This is a genomic window from Pseudomonas sp. WS 5146 (assembly GCF_012985495.1).
GTDB lineage: Bacteria > Pseudomonadota > Gammaproteobacteria > Pseudomonadales > Pseudomonadaceae > Aquipseudomonas > Aquipseudomonas edaphica.
In genome coordinates this window covers 85893-104022 of the sequence record NZ_JAAQWL010000009.1, presented here as the reverse complement: position 1 = coordinate 104022, position 18130 = coordinate 85893, and the positions used below count along the sequence as shown (strand labels likewise).

Below are 18130 nucleotides of genomic sequence, written 5' to 3'. Positions count from 1 at the left end.
GACATGATCAAGCGTATTGCCCAAACCGCAGGTTTCACTGGCCTGCTGGCCGCCCTGTTGCTGACCCTGCTGCAAAGCTTTTGGGTCGCCCCGCTGATTCTGCAGGCGGAAACCTTTGAAAATGCCCCGGCCGTCGAAGTGGCGCACGAACACGCCGCTGGCGCCGCAGCCCACACCCACGACGCCGAAGCCTGGGAGCCGGAAAATGGCTGGCAGCGTGTGTTGTCGACCACTGGCGGCAACCTGGTGGTAGCGGTCGGTTTCGCGCTGATGCTGGCCGGTCTCTACACCTTGCGCGCGCCGACCCGCACGGCTCAAGGGTTGCTCTGGGGCTTGGCCGGTTACGCGACGTTTGTACTGGCGCCCACCCTGGGGCTGCCGCCGGAGTTGCCGGGCACGGCTGCCGCCGACCTGGCGCAACGGCAGATCTGGTGGATCGGCACCGCGGCCTCCACCGCCGCCGGTATCGCACTGCTGGTGTTTGGTCGTAGCTGGCTGCTCAAGGTGTTGGGCGTGGCGATCCTGGCCGTGCCCCACGTGATCGGCGCGCCGCAACCGCAAGTGCATTCGATGCTGGCACCCGAAGCCCTGGAAGCACAGTTCAAAATCGCCTCGCACCTGACTAACGTGGCCTTCTGGCTGGCCTTGGGCTGGATCAGCGCATGGCTGTTTCGCCGCAACCGCGACAGTCAATACTCGGCATGACACTGGTGGTCGGCCTGGGCTGCCAGCGCGGCTGTGATGTTCACACCCTGCTCGGCCTGTTTGACGCAGCCCTCGCCGACGGCGGCATTGAACGCCAACGCATCACCGCGTTGGCGAGCATTGATCGCAAACAGGCTGAACCCGGCCTGTTGGCCCTGGCCCGACTGCTGGAGCTGCCCTTGCAGTGTTTCAGTGCTGCACAATTGGCCGGTTATGAACAGCGCTTGAGCCACAAGTCAGCCGTCGCTTTTGCGCATACAGGTTGCTATGGCATCGCCGAAAGCGCCGCCCTGGCCCTGGCTGAACAGCTCTCCCAGCGCCCTGCCCGCCTGTTGATCACGCGCAAAAAAACCGCCCAGGCCACCTTTGCATTGGCGTGCGCCGACTAAAATCCCGATAATTGCCCTCCTCGATCATGAGCAACTTTCATGCTCGCCCGTTTTTCAACAGGAACTCCCATGACTGTCTACTTTATCGGCGCAGGCCCCGGCGACCCGGAATTGATCACCGTCAAGGGCCAGCGGCTGATCCGCAGCTGCCCGGTGATCATCTATGCCGGCTCCCTGGTGCCGGCAGCGGTATTGCAAGGTCATCAGGCTGAACAGGTAGTCAACAGCGCCGAATTGCACCTGGAACAGATCATTGAGCTGATCAAGGCAGCCCACGCCAACGGCCAGGATGTGGCCCGCGTTCACTCCGGCGACCCGAGCCTGTATGGCGCGATTGGCGAGCAAATCCGTTATTTGCGTGAGTTGGGCATACCGTTCCAGATCATCCCTGGGGTGACTGCAGTGTCGGCTTGCGCCGCGTTGCTGGAAACAGAGCTGACCCTGCCGGACATCGCCCAGAGTGTGATCCTGACCCGTTATGCCGATAAAACCAGCATGCCGGCGGGTGAGGCATTCGACAGCTTGGCGCAGCATGGCACAACGATGGCAATTCACCTGGGGGTCAACCACCTGGAGAAAATCGTCGCCGAACTGCTACCGCACTACGGCGCGGACTGCCCGATTGCCGTGGTACACCGCGCGACGTGGCCGGATCAGGATTGGGTGCTGGGCACGTTGGCGGATATTGCCGAGAAAGTAGCGGCCAAAGGGTTTCGGCGTACGGCGTTGATTGTGGTGGGTCGGGTGCTGGCCAGTGATGGTTTCAGCGAATCGTCGCTGTATCGGGCGGGCCATGCGCACCTATATCGCCCCTGAAGTGTGGGAGCTGGCTTGCCTGCGATAGCGGTGTATCAGCCACCGGATTTGTTGGCTGATAGGCCGTCATCGCAGGCAAGCCAGCTCCCACAGTTGATCTACTTTGTTAAATAGACTGCGTAACGCACTGAATTTTAAGCATAAAAAACGGCGCTCACGGGGCGCCGTTTTTTTATTCGCAGTGAACACCTTACTCAGTAGTAGGCGTTTTCTTTCTGCGTGTGGTCGGTCACGTCACGCACACCCTTGAGCTCCGGGATACGTTCGAGCAAGGTGCGCTCGATGCCTTCACGCAAGGTCACGTCCGCCTGGCCGCAGCCTTGGCAGCCGCCGCCGAACTTGAGCACGGCAATACCGTCTTCGACCACATCGATCAAGCTGACCTGACCGCCGTGGCTGGCCAGCCCAGGGTTGATCTCGGTTTGCAGGTAGTAGTTGATGCGCTCGTTGACCGGGCTGTCGGCGTTGACGTTCGGTACCTTGGCGTTGGGCGCCTTGATGGTCAACTGGCCGCCCATGCGATCGGTGGCGTAGTCGACCACGGCGTCATCGAGGAAGGCTTCGCTGAAGTTGTCGATGTACGCAGTGAAGCTTTTGAGCCCCAGGGCGGTGTCTTCAGGTTTCTCTTCCCCGGGCTTGCAGTAGGCGATGCAAGTCTCGGCGTACTGGGTGCCGGGCTGGGTGATAAAGACGCGGATGCCGATGCCTGGGGTGTTCTGCTTGGACAGCAGGTCAGCCAGGTAATCGTGGGCGGCGTCGGTAATGGTTATGGCAGTCATGGAAACTCCTCACAGGCTTGCCGGCAGTTTACGCCAAAATATTACGCAGGTACAAAGTCCGAGTAATTTTGTCGGAAAAGGCCCAACCAACTCATCAGAGATTCTCATACCGATTCATATCCAGCACCCCGTCTTCCAACGGCGCAGTCTCGCGGATGTACTGCGACAGGTCGTGAAAGTATTGCCAGAACAGCGGATGACTGCGCCGCACACCCCACCGATCAACAATTTTCTCGAACCGCTTGGCATCCTTGGCGTTTTCCATAGCCGCCACAAACGCCGGCACTTCCTGCGCCGGGACGTTGAAGATGAAGTTCGGATAACTGCTAAGCACACCCGGATAGATCGTCACCGTATCCAACCCCGGCTGATAGCGATAAGCCTCGCCCAGCAGGAACGCCACATTACTGTGCGCGCGGTTACGCAGCAGGCTGTAAACCACGCGCTTGCCGCTGGCGGTCTCGATACGCAGCATGGTCGCCTCAGGCAACTGATCAATCACCTTGAGCCCCGCCGCCGGGCGTGATGTCAGCCGGCTCAATGCCTGCTCCGCGTCCTGCAACGCCGGGTCGATACCATCGCGCGAGCAATAAGCACCCGTGCAGCGGTTGATCGGATCCGGGCTGGCATTCAAATCGCCGTAACGCGTCAATAACTGGTTGGCAAAGTCACGTTTCGGGTCTTTTTCATCCAGATGCAAGCCGCTTGGCTTGTCGTCGTCAATCGCCTCGTAGTCCAGCCACAGCTTGAGCTTGCCGCTGTTCTGGTACCAATCATCCATAAAGTCATCGCGGGTATCGGCCGGCATCAGGCGCAGGAAGTTCTGCTCGGCGCCGTTGCGGATCAGGTCGAAATACAGCCGGGTCTGGGCCTGGTGCGACACATTGCCGAACACATCGAAATTCACCGCCAACTGGTAATAGGTGCGCTCCAGCAGCGGATAGTCGAACAACCACATCGTCTGCGGTACTTCGCCAATCAAGCCTTTGGTCACCGAAGCACTGTCGAAATGCCGGAAAATCGTCAGCAAGGCGTTGTCATTACCCGCCCACAAGGTCGACCAGCTCGGCGGCGGCACGTCCGCGTAGCTGTCACGGCGCAAGGCTTCGTATTGGTTGCGCTTGTCGCGATAGGCCAGCCACAGGCTCAGCACACTGCCCACGTCATCGTTCTGCCCCGGCATCGCCAGCAGCGGAGTAGCCTGGCCGCGATAGCGTGCATCGGTGATGTACAGGTCGTGGTCCGGGTCCTGGAACAGGGTCCAGAAGTTATCGCGAATCACGTCCGTGGCGATCTGACCACGACAGACCGGCCCGCGAATGAAGGTGCGTACAAAATACTCGGCGTTATCGAGCATGAACTGGTAGCGCGCCTTGGCCGGGATGGCTTCAAAGGTTTCGAACGGGTTGGCACGACGACCGGGGCCATAGCCCGGCAAGGCACTCACCTGCCAGTCGCCGGAATAGAACAGGTCTTTGATCCGCGCCATTTTCGCCGCGCTGAACGGGTAAGTGATGTGGGTTTTATGCACGATCACGCCCTGCACCGGCCACAGGCGGTAATACACCTGGGTGCCCGGGTCATCGTTGGGTCGACGGGTGGCGATCAGGTCGATGGGCTGGCCACTTGGCGTGCGCGAACGCACCCATTGGAAGAAATGCCCCGGCTCACCGTTTTCGAAATAAATATGCGCCAGGTACAAATGCTCGTACAGCCAGCGCGCCACCAGGCTTTCACGGGCGCCAGGCTGGTTGAACAGGTTTTCCCACTGCTGTACTTGCAGGGCTTCCCTGGCACTTGGCGCCAGGCCTTGCTCGTCAATCGGCGCACCGGAGGCGAGCCAGCGCTGCAAGGTTTGGTATTGCTGGTCGGTCAAACCGGTGACCGCCAGCGGCATGCCTTCCTTGGGATGGCTGCCGGCGTAGGCATTGAACTCGCCGGGCATGGCGCACATGTTTTGGCGGTTGAGGCCCAACACAATCTCATCGGGCAACTTGGCATTGGGTTGCAGCGGCGCGTTATGCCCCAGCTCCAGCATGCGCGCCATCAATGCGGCCTGGCTGCCTTGGGCGTCGAGTACCGAATAGAAGCCTTTTTGTTGCCAGGCCTGTTTGCCGAATGCGTCGTAGAACAAACGCGTGGTCGGCGTGGCCTGGCTGCGCTCGCCGTCATACACAGGGGTTTTGCTCGCGCCACGGGACGCACCCTCGGCGCTGCCCAGGTTCAATTGGCACGCGGAGTCGTAGCAGGCATGGCAGGCCACGCACTTTTCGGTGAAGATCGGCTGAATGTCGCGGGTATAGGAAATCGCCGGGGCGGGTCCGTTGGCCTGTGCAACGCAGGCGACCAGTGCCAGGACGGCGCTGGTGAGTAGACGAAGTGACATGTATCCGGTCCCGATTCAATGCGTGCGCTATAAGTGCCGGCAATTCTACCGGGCCAAGACCTGCACCAACATGAACGATATTCATGCAAAACCAGGACATGCTCTAAATCGGCACAGGTTTGTTATGATTCACGCCCTCCGAAATGCCTGACCAGAGTAGCCCCATGTCCGACCGTAGCGTTCGTCTGCAAGCCCTTCATCAAGCCCTCAAGGACCGAATCCTGATCCTCGACGGCGGTATGGGCACGATGATCCAGAGCTACAAGCTCGAAGAGCAGGATTATCGCGGCAAACGCTTCGCCGACTGGCCGAGTGACGTCAAAGGCAACAACGACCTGCTGGTACTTACCCGCCCGGACGTAATTGGCGGTATCGAAAAGGCTTACCTGGATGCCGGCGCCGACATTCTGGAAACCAACACCTTCAACGCCACGCGTATTTCCATGGCCGACTACGGCATGGAAGAACTGGCCTATGAACTGAACGTGGAAGGCGCACGCCTGGCGCGCAAGATCGCCGATGCCAAGACCCTGGAGAACCCGGCCAAGCCGCGTTTTGTCGCCGGCGTGCTTGGCCCGACCAGCCGCACCTGCTCGCTGTCGCCGGATGTGAACAACCCCGGCTACCGCAACGTGACCTTCGATGAACTGGTGGAAAACTACACCGAGGCCACCAAAGGCCTGATCGAAGGCGGCGCCGACCTGATCCTGATCGAGACCATCTTCGACACGCTCAACGCCAAGGCCGCGATCTTCGCCGTGCAAGGCGTGTTCGAGGAATTGAATGTCGAACTGCCGATCATGATTTCCGGCACCATCACCGACGCCTCCGGCCGTACCCTGTCGGGCCAGACCACCGAAGCGTTCTGGAACTCGGTGGCGCACGCCAAGCCGATTTCGGTCGGCCTCAACTGCGCCCTGGGCGCCAGCGAACTGCGCCCGTACCTGGAAGAGCTGTCGAACAAGGCCAACACCCATGTGTCGGCGCACCCGAACGCCGGCCTGCCCAACGAGTTTGGCGAGTACGACGAACTGCCGTCACAAACCGCCAAGGTCATCGAAGAGTTCGCCCAGAGCGGTTTCCTCAACATCGTCGGCGGCTGCTGCGGCACCACGCCGGGCCACATTGAGGCCATCGCCAAGGCGGTGGCCGGGTATGCGCCGCGCCAAATTCCGGACATTCCCAAGGCCTGCCGCTTGTCGGGCCTGGAGCCGTTCACCATTGATCGCAGCTCGTTGTTCGTCAACGTCGGCGAGCGCACCAACATCACCGGTTCCGCCAAGTTCGCCCGTCTGATCCGTGAAGACAACTACACCGAAGCCCTGGAAGTCGCCCTGCAGCAGGTGGAAGCCGGAGCGCAGGTGATCGACATCAACATGGACGAGGGCATGCTCGATTCGAAGAAGGCCATGGTGACCTTCCTCAATCTGATTGCCGGCGAGCCGGACATCTCCCGTGTGCCAATCATGATCGACTCCTCCAAGTGGGACGTGATCGAAGCCGGCCTCAAGTGCATCCAGGGCAAGGGCATCGTCAACTCGATCAGCATGAAAGAAGGCGTCGAGCAGTTCATCCACCACGCCAAGCTGTGCAAGCGGTATGGCGCAGCGGTGGTGGTGATGGCCTTCGACGAAGCCGGCCAGGCCGACACCGAAGCGCGCAAAAAAGAGATCTGCAAACGTTCCTACGACATTCTGGTGAATGAAGTCGGCTTTCCGCCGGAAGACATCATTTTCGACCCGAACATCTTCGCGGTCGCTACCGGTATCGAGGAGCACAACAACTACGCCGTCGATTTCATCAACGCTTGTGCCTACATCCGTGACGAGCTGCCTTATGCACTGACCTCCGGCGGCGTGTCCAACGTGTCGTTCTCGTTCCGGGGCAACAACCCGGTGCGTGAGGCGATCCACTCGGTGTTCCTGCTGTATGCGATTCGCAACGGCCTGACCATGGGCATCGTCAACGCCGGCCAGTTGGAGATCTACGACCAGATCCCGGCGGAGCTGCGTGACGCGGTGGAAGACGTGGTGCTTAACCGCACGCCGGAAGGCACCGACGCCCTGCTGGCGATTGCCGACAAGTACAAGGGCGACGGCAGCGTCAAGGAAGCCGAGACTGAGGAATGGCGCGGCTGGGACGTCAACAAGCGTCTGGAACACGCGCTGGTCAAGGGCATCACCACGCATATCGTCGAAGACACCGAAGAATCGCGCCAGTCGTTCGCACGCCCGATCGAAGTGATCGAAGGCCCGCTGATGTCCGGCATGAACATCGTCGGCGACCTGTTTGGCGCCGGCAAGATGTTCCTGCCTCAAGTGGTTAAATCAGCCCGGGTGATGAAGCAGGCCGTGGCGCACTTGATTCCGTTTATCGAGCTGGAAAAAGGCGACAAGCCGGAGGCCAAGGGCAAGATCCTGATGGCCACGGTCAAGGGCGACGTGCATGACATCGGCAAGAACATTGTCGGCGTGGTGCTCGGTTGCAACGGCTATGACATTGTTGACCTGGGCGTGATGGTGCCGGCGGAGAAGATCCTGCAGGTGGCCAAGGAACAGAAGTGCGACATCATCGGCCTGTCCGGCCTGATCACGCCGTCGCTGGATGAAATGGTGCACGTGGCCCGTGAGATGCAGCGCCAGGACTTCCACCTGCCCTTGATGATCGGCGGCGCCACCACTTCCAAGGCGCATACGGCAGTGAAAATCGAGCCCAAGTACAGCAACGACGCGGTGATCTACGTCACCGACGCCTCGCGTGCCGTGGGTGTGGCCACGCAGTTGCTGTCCAAGGAGCTGAAGGCCGGTTTTGTCGAAAAGACCCGCCTGGAATACATCGACGTACGTGAGCGCACCGCCAACCGCAGTGCGCGCACCGAGCGCCTGAGCTACCCGGCCGCCATCGCCAAGAAGCCGCAGTTCGACTGGAGCAGCTACACGCCGGTCAAACCGACGTTTACCGGCGCCAGGGTGCTGGACAATATCGATCTCAGGGTGCTGGCCGAATACATCGACTGGACGCCGTTCTTTATCTCCTGGGACCTGGCCGGCAAGTTCCCGCGCATCCTCGAAGACGAAGTGGTCGGTGAAGCCGCTACTGCGCTGTATGCCGATGCCCAGGAAATGCTCAACAAGCTGATCGACGAAAAGCTCATCAGCGCCCGCGCCGTATTCGGTTTCTGGCCGACCAACCAGGTGCAGGACGATGACTTGGAGGTGTATGGCGACGATGGCCAGCCGATTGCCAGGCTGCACCACCTGCGCCAGCAGATCATCAAGACCGACGGCAAGCCGAACTTCTCCCTGGCCGACTTCGTCGCGCCTAAAGACAGCGGCGTGACCGACTACATCGGTGGTTTTATCACCACCGCAGGCATCGGCGCCGAAGAAGTCGCCAAGGCCTATCAGGACGCTGGCGACGACTACAACTCGATCATGGTCAAAGCCCTGGCCGATCGCCTGGCCGAGGCCTGCGCCGAATGGCTGCACCAGCAAGTGCGTAAAGAGCACTGGGGTTACGCCCGGGACGAACAGCTGGATAACGAGGCACTGATCAAGGAGCAATACACCGGTATCCGCCCTGCCCCCGGCTACCCGGCATGCCCGGACCACACCGAGAAAGCCCAACTGTTCCAACTGTTGGACCCCGAGGCCCAGGAAATGCACGCCGGGCGCAGTGGTGTATTCCTTACCGAGCACTACGCCATGTTCCCGGCGGCGGCCGTCAGCGGCTGGTACTTCGCCCACCCGCAGGCGCAGTACTTTGCCGTGGGCAAGATCGACAAAGACCAGGTCGCCAGCTACACCGCGCGCAAAGGCCAGGACCTCAGCGTGACGGAGCGCTGGCTGGCGCCGAACCTGGGGTATGACAACTGAGGTCAATCAGCGGGCATACCATTCGACCCAGGTAATGGTCATCTCAGGGACGTGATGACCGACCGGTTGAGGTGAAAGCGGACATTGCACCAGCCCCCCGGCTGACTGCCTGCCAGACGCTGATGCGCCGTGCGGCATACCTCCATCAATTTCTGTTTGCGGGCCATAAGCTTTTCGACTCGAACCGCCCGAGCGCTTCATAGTCCAGCTGGTGGCTATTGGCGTCCGAGCGGTAGATGACTGGTGTATGCCAGGATGTGCCGCTCGCCTAGGGTGGTACAGCGCGTCGGTGGTACTCCTGTAACGCCTTCACCGCGACCAAATCCGATTTCCTGTTGCTTCCCCATCAAACAGGCAAAAGGATTTCATCATGCCCACCCCGAGTTCCTCCACGGCCCTGAGCCAGCTACCCGCCCAGGCCATCCATGCGCATTTCGCTACGCGCCCGGCCTTGTATTCCGTGGTGTTCAATGCGCTGCGCAGCCGCATCCTGGAACGCTATCCGACACTCAAACTGGACCTGTCCACGCTTAAGCTGGCTATTCCACACCCGGACGGTGTGTACACCTACAGACCGCTGATGGAAATCGCCATCGCCCATGTGCTCAACCCGCAGTTGCTCGACCTGCGGCCCAAACGCGAGCTGGCGTACTATCTGACGCAACAGATCCCCACGATCCTCAAGCCTGATGCCCCGACGCTGATCGACATGCAGGCAATCGCAAGCATCATTGATGACCTGCCCGAATCGATTCACCTGTATTTCCAGGCGGCGCTGGCCGACTATTGGAGCGAAACCGACAGCCATGGCAGCAGCCGCTGGCAGTGGCTGGGCGAGTTTCTCAACGGCCGGATGACCGCGAGTGCCACGAGCGGATCGAGCTTGAACCCGACCCAGCAGGACATGCTCAGGGTCGTCGCCACCTGGCCGACACAGACCGAGCGTCTCCCCAAATCTTCGCCCGCCACTTATGTTTATTTTGTTGAGAACACACTCGTCAATGCCGACCAGGAAGTTCGCCTGCTGACACCCGACCTGCTGCTGGTGCGCGACAAGCAGGTGCTGCTGTACAGCGTGGCCGGGGATATTCAGGTGTTTGACGGCCTGGATGAATTCGGCCAGGCCTGGGCAACCAGCATGCAGACGCGGTTCCAGTTCGACAGCCTCACCTGGCGACGCAATGAACCCGATGGCAACGTGTTCGAGCAACAGGCCGGCCTGATCCTCAATCAGCAACTGGAAGACCTGGCGACGTTGAAGTTTCAGGGCCAGGACGAAGTAACCCTTGGGCGACGCCTGGAAAAACTCACCGATCCGGCGCTGCTGTTTACCCAGGTGCCGACAGCCGCAACGGCGACCTTGCAAAAGGTCGATGAGCACCTGCCACCGTGGCTCGCTCAAGCCAACGACGCTGACCGCTTTGCCTACCATCGCCACCTGCAAGACATGGCACAGGTGATGCGGCAAAACCAGGGTCAGGCGTTCAATGAGGGCATAGAAAACATCTACAGCTTCAGTCGCGATGCGTTGCGCAAGCAGATGCAAACCGATCATGGCGACTGCGACCCCGATGAGGTAGTGCTGGACTTTGCCGTGGCTGCCGGCTACCCAGGCGGTGCTGGCATTATCGAGCATGTGCGCATGTCGCTGACGGAACTGGCGCTGAAGAACCTCGCCGGCAAGCCTAAAGGCACACTCACGCTGTTTTCCAAAAATGCAACGCCCCTTCCAAGCTGGCTCAACGCAGACTATCTGTTGGGCAGTACCGGGCTGATCCAGCGCGTCGATATCGGCACCATGTACCCGCAAAAAATCAAAGACACCTTGTTGTCCGACACGGTTGACGCACGGCGCCGGGAAACCCTGTTTACCCGTGAACTCAAGGTCAAGCTGCCGATGCAGGCGCTGGAATACAAGATCCGCGGGCAGCATGGCGTCACCGTCACCGGTTATCGCTATGTGAAGGCGTTGATGGGCGAGATGCCCTCGGACAGGGTCGTCGACGAGCAGGAGATTGTTTTGCGCCCATTGGCCCTGTGCCGCAAACCCGGGGCCGCGCCGGATGAAGTCAACAACGCGTTCATTATCGAACCGCGTGATACGAGTGTCGGCCCGCACCTGCTGTACCAGCCGCTGTATGCCGAGGCCCTGCATGAATACCCGACCCGCCAGGCCCTGCTCGACGCACTGGCCGCCCCCGGGGCGTTGCAAGACACGGTGCTGGCGTGGCTGAGCGATAAGGCCCGCCCGATCTATGACCATGGCGGCATCAAGGAACCGCACATCATTCGCTTCCTGCCTGGGGACGAATTCAGCCTCCCTGAAAATCCGGCACCTGCGACCCTGGCCGTGGATGAAGGGGCAGGCGAATGGCTGCAATCGCAAGTCAACGGTCAACTGCTCAATCATCTGTTCGGCAGCACGGCACGGGCCTTGGTCGACCTGGCGGACCGCGAGTCGGTGTCCAACCATGAAAGCCGCTGGGCCGTGGTGATGGAAGGCGCGTGGCTGCTGTTCAATACCCTGCTGTTACCGCTGGTGCAGGGCCCGGCCATGCTGGCTGGCTGGTTCCTGGTGCTGGTCAGCAGCCTGGAGCAGGATTTGGCCGGCCTGGACAGCGATGACCCCACCACCCGCGAGCTGGCACTGATCGATCTGTTGCTCAACACCGCGATGGTGCTGCTGCATGCGGCCGCGCCCGCCAATCGGTCCCAACAGCCCTTGTCCCAACCCTCCGCGCAGGAGCACGCCCTGCAACTGGAAGCCTGGCGCCGCGCGGCGGGACGGCCACCGGCGCAAGCGGCGCCACAGGTGCGCCATGGCGCCGTGGCGCTGCCCGGCGAGCCACCCGCCACCGGCCACACGGCTCTGGACTTCAGCCGCTCGATTGCCAGCCCCCGGGCCGGCGCCAAGCTGCTCAACGCGTTACTGGAAGTACGGGTGCCATGGCCTGAAACGTTGCCGCCTGTGCAGCTCAGCGGTGCGCTTAAAGGGCTGTACCGCATTGACGGGACCTGGCACGCCAGCGTCGGCGGCCTGCTGTTCCAGGTGAACGTGGTGCCGGGCTTTAACGAGGTCTATCTGGTGCATCCGGACCATCCCCAGCATCCCGGCTTCAAGCTGGTCAGCGATGGCCAAGGGCATTGGCGGCTGGACCGGCATGCCAGGCTGGAGGGCGGCATGCCCAGACAAAGAGTGGCTGCGTTAATCGATCGCAAGAAACAACGGCTGGCACAACTGAACCCAATGCTGGAAGTTCATAGCCGTGAATTAACGCCGATGGCGAACCATCTGCAGCAGCTTCTTCAAGCCGTGACCATGGCGCGCACTCAATTGGCTGAACAGAAACTCGCCCTCAGAAAGGACTGGGAAATGCTCAACAACCCCGGACTGTTGCCGGCATTGCAACCCCGGATCGCCGAGCGCCATGCGCAACGCCAACGCTCCACGGCGCGCGCCAGAGTTCAATGGGATATCGCCGTCGACAATTACCGCACAAATGCGCAGGGGCTTCTAACCGGGCTGCAACAGAGCGAAGCCATGGCGACGGAAATGATGGAGCTGGACAGAACAGAGCCGACATACAAAGAGGCACGCGATAACGCGACGTCGAATATTTACAAGCACTGGTTGGCGACTTATGCGCACCAGCATCAAAAAATCGCCGACACGCTGGAGACCCCGCGCGGCGAAAGCTTTTCAGCGTTGCTCAAACGTATCGACAGGGAACTGCCCAACTACATCACTGATGGCTATGACGAATATATCAGCGCCGCAACGCAGCGACTGGAGGCGCTCAATGAACTGCTCGAGAGCGCAGAAAAATGCGAAGCCATCATGCAACAAGCCAGCCCGGCACTGCGTGAAAGCTTGTTGAAAGAGCATCCAGAATTCCAAAACATTTCCTCGCTCGTCATCAAGCAGCACATCCTGTTATCGCTGGTCGAGGTGCTGCTCAATCGCGCGCTTGACGCCGATAAACCCCAAGAGCGTCCGTTCCTGGAACTCCTCGCCGACCGCCAGATCTACGCTACTGTCAACGCACACACGGAAATGCGCACGACTGCCGGTTACTCCGAGACTGAGCAAATCAACGTACTCAAGGATGTGCTGCAGCGCTATGAAAGCCTGGAAAACGCCGTTCTCTCGCTGACGGACATGGGCTGTGCGCTGCTGCGAGAGCAGTACCGCGCGCCATTTGTGCAGCAACTGAGCGAGGACCGCACCAGCCTCGAAGCGCAATTGGCCAACTTGATCCTGGTTGAAGAACGGCTGGCCCCCAGGCCCGCCCGCGACAAAGCCAAGCGACAAAAACCGGCCAACCGACGGGTCATCAAAACCGCCGACAAGAAAAGCCTGGTCGGCGACGTGCGTACCGGCCAGGCTGATGAACCGGGCAATTACGTCGACATTGTCGACACGCTTACCGGCGCCATCGTCGCTACGTACCACGAACACGCCAGCGAAGGCGTGTGGAAAATCGTCGAGCCCGCAAGCGTGCCGACCAAAGCGCCCACGCCCGCGGCTCGCCCATTGAGAAGAATCAGGGCAGATGCCCAAGCCATCAAGGCTCAGCGCGCAGGCATTGATGCCAGCATTCGCTTCCAGCAGCGCAAACTGTTGGAGCCCAGTCAACGTGAGGAAGTCGATCCCCATGATTGGGATGTAATGTTGAGCCAGCACGCGGCCAAATTCGAAGCACTTGCCGAGGAACTCAAAAGCGCGACCGACGAACCCGCCATTGACTTGAGGAATAGCTACCGCGAAGAGGCCAGAGCCGCAACAGCCCAGGCTCGGCAGCTGTGCGCCGAAGGTTACCTGCTGCAACGCCCCAAAGCCGCTAAGGTCGACTATCTGCACACTCATGGTTTTGTCGACATCAACCTGGTGAAAAAACGCGTGCCGCTGAAGGCCGGCGACTACCTCACCGAATATGTCATACGCGACAAGCGCAAAATCAAGCCCGGGCAACGGTCGGAAGATGCGGACCTGTGGTTCGCGCATTTCCATTACCGATCCGTCGAGTCGCCGGCATCAAAACCTGACTTCGGCCACTTGAAGACCCCGGCGGAGCGGCGCTTTACCCGCAAGGAACTGATTGATCAAGCCAGGGCAAACAACCGCGCCGTGATCAACCTGGACAAGGCCCTGATTGAGGCGCCGCTGGATCAGAAACTGTTCTTGATCCTGGAAGTGTAAGGTTGTTCTGATCGTTCCCTCCCGTGGGAACGATCAAAAGGCAGAGTCCAGAGGGATGATACAAGCCAGTCGCGGGCTGCCCGATTGTCTATGCTCTGTAGGACAGCCTTGCGGACGAGGGATTTATGAACGATCCAGCCAACAACAAGCCGCCGACCTTCTGGCAGATGCTGCACAGCATCATGGCGGCGGCCTTCGGTGTACAAAGCGGCAAAAACCGCGCTCGAGATTTCACCCATGGCAAACCCAGTCATTTTGTCGTACTGGGTATTGTGTTTACGGCGGTGTTTGCGCTGACGTTATTTGGCATCGTCAAGCTGGTACTGCACCTGGCCGGGGTTTAATGCAACAGCAGTTGCAGGCTGAACGGGTAACGGTAGGACGCGGGCTTACCCACGGCTGACAGTGCGCGGAAATCCACCGCTGGCATTGGCCCTGACAAACGTTTTGATTGGTTGGCATCAATCAGCTGGAATAACGCCTCTTTACGGTCACGCCCGCCGTAGGCGCCAATATCAAGCCCTTTGGCGTCATCATTGATCAGCACCATCGCCCAGCCACCCAGGGTGAAATGCCCTGCGACCAAAGTACTCAGGCGCCCATCCAGGCGTGCCTTGAGGATGTCGGGCGAGCTATTGATCGCGCTGAACAGCGCGTCCTTGCCCGGCACACGACCGCTGTCTTGCAGCGCCTGCATGGCGCCCAATGCCATCTCATCATTGGCCGACCACACCAGCGCCGTCTGTGGGTAGCGTTTGAACAGTTGCGTGGCTTGTTCAAAGGCGCGCTGGCGGCTCCACTCGCCGTAGACCAACTGGCGCAGGCGCACTTCGGGGTGTTCGGCCAAGGCGCGGTGCAACCCTTGTTCACGCAACTGTGCGGCTGGCGTGTTCTTGGCGCCGGAAAACGCCAGCAGGTCCAACGAAGTGCCCGGCGTCACCGGGCCGTGGTTGCGCAACAAATCGGTGAGCATCAGGTAACCGGCTTGCTCGTCGTCGGCCACCAGGCTGCCGATCCAGCGGGCATCTTTATGCGCATCGAGCAATTGCACCTGATCGGCGGTCAGTGCGTTATTCACGATCAGCAACTTGACCCCACTGCCCTGGGCCAAGCGCAATATCTGCGGGGCGACGTATTGCTCGTTGACCAACACCAGGTAATCGGGCCGCTCGCTGCCTTGCAGTGCTTCGCGGGCCTGGGCCAAGGTGTTAGCGGCGCTGCGCTCGGAATAACGCACGCGCAAATCCAGGCCGAGGTCCTTGGCAGCGGCCTGCATAAATTGCGCATAGCTGACCCAGAAGCTTTCAGCGGACGTGCCCGGGTTGAGAAACACCACTGAGGTTGCCTGGGCCATCGCCCCATAGGCCACGCCCAGCAACCCCACACACGCAATCAGAACCTTCAGCATGGTTGTTTGTGCCTCGAATGTTGATCGCCATCATAATGGCAATGAGACAGTCAATCGAGGTTCAATCAACCTTCTTTATTGGTGGCTAACCCAGAATACGGCGGTTCCAACCACTAAAATTATCAGAAACAGAATGGCCCAGGCATCAACGGTACTGTCAGGTTTACGTGCTTTGGTTGAATTGCTCATCGCATCGCCTCTTGTCGGTTTTATAGGTGATTGCACTAAGACTCGACGACAGTAAAGATCATGATTGCCCGCATGACAAATGTGGGTATCGCGATAACGGTTCTCATTAGTCAATTTGGTTATTTACATATACTCAAACATCACTTTTGCGCATAAACGCAAACTGGTATCGTGCGCCGGCTCCGTTGGGAGTGCGCGGCCGTGCGCGCAGATTTGCCGAGAACAGGACCTATATGTACGTATACGACGAATACGATCAGCGCATCATCGAGGACCGCGTCAAGCAGTTCCGTGATCAGACCCGACGCTACCTAGCAGGTGAACTGAGCGAAGAAGAGTTCCGCCCTCTGCGCCTGCAAAATGGCCTTTATGTTCAGCGCTTTGCGCCGATGCTGCGGGTTGCCGTGCCTTATGGCCAACTGACTTCGCGCCAGACGCGCATGATGGCCAAGATTGCCCGCGACTTCGACAAAGGCTACGCCCACATCAGTACCCGCCAGAACGTACAGTTCAACTGGCCGGCACTGGAAGACGTGCCGGACATCCTGGCTGAGCTGGCCACCGTGCAGATGCACGCCATTCAGACCAGTGGTAACTGCCTGCGCAACGTGACCACCGACCAATTTGCCGGCGTTGCCGCTGACGAGCTGATCGACCCACGCCCGTGGTGCGAAATCGTGCGCCAGTGGACCACCTTCCACCCGGAATTCGCCTACCTGCCGCGCAAGTTCAAGATCGCCATCAATGGCTCGACCTCGGACCGCGCAGCGATCGAAGTGCATGATATTGGCCTTGAGCCCGTGCACAACGCCGCCGGCGAGTTGGGTTTCCGTGTGCTGGTCGGTGGCGGCCTGGGCCGTACACCAGTAGTCGGTGCGTTCATCAATGAGTTCCTGCCGTGGCAGGACCTGTTGAGTTACCTCGACGCCATCCTGCGGGTCTACAACCGCTATGGCCGTCGTGACAACAAGTACAAGGCCCGGATCAAGATCCTGGTCAAAGCGCTGACCCCTGAGGTATTTGCCCAGAAGGTCGACGCCGAGATGGAACACCTGCGCGGCGGCCAGACCACCCTGACCGAAGCCGAAGTACACCGTGTAGCCAAGCACTTCGTCGACCCTGAGTACAAAGCCCTGAGCAATCAGGACGCCGAACTGGCTGCCCTCGACCAGCAACACCCAGGTTTCGCCCGCTGGCGCACGCGCAACACCCTGGCGCACAAAAAGCCGGGCTATGTGGCCGTGACCCTGTCGCTCAAGCCAACCGGTGTTGCCCCGGGCGATATCACCGACAAACAGCTGGACGCCGTCGCCGATCTGGCCGAGCGCTACAGCTATGGCCAACTGCGCACCTCCCACGAGCAGAACATCATTCTCGCGGACGTCGAGCAGAGCCAACTGTTCACCCTGTGGGGCGAACTGCGCGAAGGCGGTTTTGCCACGCCGAACATCGGCCTGCTGACCGACATCATCTGCTGCCCGGGTGGCGACTTCTGCTCCCTGGCCAACGCCAAGTCGATCCCGATTGCCGAATCGATCCAGCGCCGTTTCGACGACCTGGACTACCTGTTCGACATCGGCGAGCTGGACCTGAACATCTCCGGTTGCATGAACGCCTGTGGTCACCACCACGTCGGCCACATCGGCATCCTGGGCGTGGACAAGAAAGGCGAAGAATTCTACCAAGTGTCCCTGGGTGGCAGCGCCAGCCGCGATGCGAGCCTGGGCAAGATCCTCGGCCCGTCCTTCGCCCAGGAAGCCATGCCTGAGGTGATCGGCAAGCTGATCGACGTGTACATCGAACAGCGTACCGAAGATGAGCGTTTCATCGACACCTACCAGCGCATTGGCATCGACCTGTTCAAGGAGCGCGTCTATGCAGCGAATCATTAAGAACAACGAAGTCCTCGACGAAACCTGGCACCTGCTGCCCAAGGACGCGAGCTTCGACGGCATCTCCAACTGTGACGACCTGATCGTGCCGCTGGCCCTGTGGCGTGAACACGGGCACGCCCTCAAGGCCCGCGACGGCGGCCTGGGTGTGTGGCTGGACGCCGACGAGGAAGCCGAAGAGATCGGCGACGACGTGCAGCACTTCCAGGTCATCGCCCTGAACTTCCCGGCCTTCACCGACGGGCGCAACTATTCCAACGCGCGCCTGCTGCGTGACCGTTATGGTTACAAGGGCGAACTGCGTGCGATTGGGGATGTGCTGCGCGACCAGCTGTTCTACCTGCGCCGTTGCGGGTTCGATGCCTTCGCCCTGCGCGCCGACAAAGACCCGTATGAAGCGCTGGAAAGCCTCAAGGACTTCTCGGTCACGTACCAGGCTGCCACGGATGAACCGTTGCCGCTGTTCCGTCGCCGCTGAGCCTGCTGCTGTG

The 18130-nt window shown here is 60.2% G+C and carries 11 protein-coding genes; 8 read left to right on the top strand and 3 right to left on the bottom strand.

The window, feature by feature from the left end; translation table 11 throughout:
• The first annotated feature begins 3 nt into the window (after positions 1-3).
• From HBO41_RS21830 to cobM, 3 genes are all read left to right on the top strand, one after another.
• A complete protein-coding gene (locus HBO41_RS21830; RefSeq protein ID WP_138449542.1) occupies positions 4-705 on the top strand; it encodes a CbtA family protein in 702 nt (233 codons plus the stop codon).
• The gene (locus HBO41_RS21825; protein ID WP_169987820.1) at positions 702-1094 is read left to right on the top strand and encodes a cobalamin biosynthesis protein; all 393 of its coding nucleotides are present in this window, start codon (positions 702-704) and stop codon (positions 1092-1094) included. Before HBO41_RS21830 ends, HBO41_RS21825 begins: the two co-directional genes overlap by 4 nt.
• Before the next feature lie 69 nt (positions 1095-1163).
• Positions 1164-1910, top strand: a complete 747-nt coding sequence (gene cobM / locus HBO41_RS21820; protein ID WP_099549117.1) for a precorrin-4 C(11)-methyltransferase — start codon at positions 1164-1166, stop codon at positions 1908-1910.
• Between the two features lie 194 nt (positions 1911-2104).
• Here cobM and nfuA read toward each other — a convergent pair whose 3' ends face one another.
• Together nfuA and HBO41_RS21810 are read right to left on the bottom strand one after the other, a co-directional pair.
• Positions 2105-2689, bottom strand: coding sequence for a Fe-S biogenesis protein NfuA (gene nfuA / locus HBO41_RS21815; protein ID WP_017136914.1), 585 nt, complete (start codon positions 2687-2689; stop codon positions 2105-2107).
• Between the two features lie 94 nt (positions 2690-2783).
• Positions 2784-5075, bottom strand: a complete 2292-nt coding sequence (locus tag HBO41_RS21810) for a fatty acid cis/trans isomerase (protein WP_169987684.1) — start codon at positions 5073-5075, stop codon at positions 2784-2786.
• Positions 5076-5239: 164 nt separating this feature from the next.
• On the opposite strand from HBO41_RS21810, the gene metH reads away from it, so the two are divergent.
• The 3 genes from metH to HBO41_RS21795 all read left to right on the top strand — a co-directional run bounded on the left by metH (position 5240) and on the right by HBO41_RS21795 (position 14494).
• Complete coding sequence (gene metH, locus HBO41_RS21805) at positions 5240-8950, top strand: methionine synthase (protein WP_169987682.1); 3711 nt, start codon at positions 5240-5242, stop codon at positions 8948-8950.
• 370 nt (positions 8951-9320) lie between these two features.
• Positions 9321-14150, top strand: coding sequence for a dermonecrotic toxin domain-containing protein (locus HBO41_RS21800; protein ID WP_169987680.1), 4830 nt, complete (start codon positions 9321-9323; stop codon positions 14148-14150).
• A 125-nt stretch (positions 14151-14275) separates the two neighbouring features.
• Complete coding sequence (locus tag HBO41_RS21795) at positions 14276-14494, top strand: DUF2970 domain-containing protein (RefSeq protein WP_017136917.1); 219 nt, start codon at positions 14276-14278, stop codon at positions 14492-14494.
• Here HBO41_RS21795 and HBO41_RS21790 read toward each other — a convergent pair.
• On the bottom strand, positions 14491-15558 hold the full coding sequence (locus tag HBO41_RS21790; RefSeq protein ID WP_169987678.1) for an ABC transporter substrate-binding protein: 1068 nt from the start codon (positions 15556-15558) through the stop codon (positions 14491-14493). The genes HBO41_RS21795 and HBO41_RS21790 overlap by 4 nt on opposite strands.
• Before the next feature lie 422 nt (positions 15559-15980).
• Here HBO41_RS21790 and HBO41_RS21785 point away from each other — a divergent pair, with 422 nt between their 5' ends.
• Positions 15981-17639: a nitrite/sulfite reductase gene (locus HBO41_RS21785; protein ID WP_099549122.1), complete on the top strand. Its 1659-nt coding sequence runs from the start codon at positions 15981-15983 to the stop codon at positions 17637-17639.
• The gene (locus HBO41_RS21780; protein WP_017136920.1) at positions 17623-18117 is read left to right on the top strand and encodes a DUF934 domain-containing protein; all 495 of its coding nucleotides are present in this window, start codon (positions 17623-17625) and stop codon (positions 18115-18117) included. The genes HBO41_RS21785 and HBO41_RS21780 overlap by 17 nt, the downstream gene beginning before the upstream one ends.
• The last annotated feature ends 13 nt before the right edge of the window (positions 18118-18130 follow it).

Bases quoted from the DNA above. Each gene is read 5' to 3' on its own strand.
- HBO41_RS21830 (WP_138449542.1), top strand. From the start codon at position 4: ATGATCAAGCGTATTGCCCAAACCGCAGGTTTCACTGGCCTGCTGGCC.
- HBO41_RS21825 (WP_169987820.1), top strand. From the start codon at position 702: ATGACACTGGTGGTCGGCCTGGGCTGCCAGCGCGGCTGTGATGTTCAC.
- cobM (WP_099549117.1), top strand. From the start codon at position 1,164: ATGACTGTCTACTTTATCGGCGCAGGCCCCGGCGACCCGGAATTGATC.
- nfuA (WP_017136914.1), bottom strand. From the start codon at position 2,689: ATGACTGCCATAACCATTACCGACGCCGCCCACGATTACCTGGCTGAC.
- HBO41_RS21810 (WP_169987684.1), bottom strand. From the start codon at position 5,075: ATGTCACTTCGTCTACTCACCAGCGCCGTCCTGGCACTGGTCGCCTGC.
- metH (WP_169987682.1), top strand. From the start codon at position 5,240: ATGTCCGACCGTAGCGTTCGTCTGCAAGCCCTTCATCAAGCCCTCAAG.
- HBO41_RS21800 (WP_169987680.1), top strand. From the start codon at position 9,321: ATGCCCACCCCGAGTTCCTCCACGGCCCTGAGCCAGCTACCCGCCCAG.
- HBO41_RS21795 (WP_017136917.1), top strand. From the start codon at position 14,276: ATGAACGATCCAGCCAACAACAAGCCGCCGACCTTCTGGCAGATGCTG.
- HBO41_RS21790 (WP_169987678.1), bottom strand. From the start codon at position 15,558: ATGCTGAAGGTTCTGATTGCGTGTGTGGGGTTGCTGGGCGTGGCCTAT.
- HBO41_RS21785 (WP_099549122.1), top strand. From the start codon at position 15,981: ATGTACGTATACGACGAATACGATCAGCGCATCATCGAGGACCGCGTC.
- HBO41_RS21780 (WP_017136920.1), top strand. From the start codon at position 17,623: ATGCAGCGAATCATTAAGAACAACGAAGTCCTCGACGAAACCTGGCAC.